We start from the raw sequence: 208 nt of genomic DNA, 5'->3' as shown, positions 1-208 counted from the left end.
AGAGGTAACAGAAAAACCGGAGATCTTAGTAACACCAGAAGAAGAGAAAAATAAAGAAGAAACAACAGAAGAGTTAAAAGAAGAAAAACCGGAAACGCCAAAGGTAACAGAAGAACCAAATGTGTTAGAGAAACCAGAGGTAACAGAAAAACCGGAAGTACAAAATAAAGTAGAAGTACAAAACAAACAAGAGGTACAAGGTAAAGTA

The 208-nt window shown here is 35.1% G+C and carries 1 pseudogene; it reads left to right on the top strand.

Features of this window, described 5'->3' with window-relative positions:
• Window positions 1-208: pseudogene (locus MR071_RS25395) on the top strand (LPXTG cell wall anchor domain-containing protein); the annotation flags it as partial.

Source organism: Bacillus cereus group sp. BfR-BA-01316 (assembly GCF_022664195.1).
GTDB lineage: Bacteria > Bacillota > Bacilli > Bacillales > Bacillaceae_G > Bacillus_A.
This window is presented reverse-complemented; position numbering and strand designations above follow the sequence as displayed.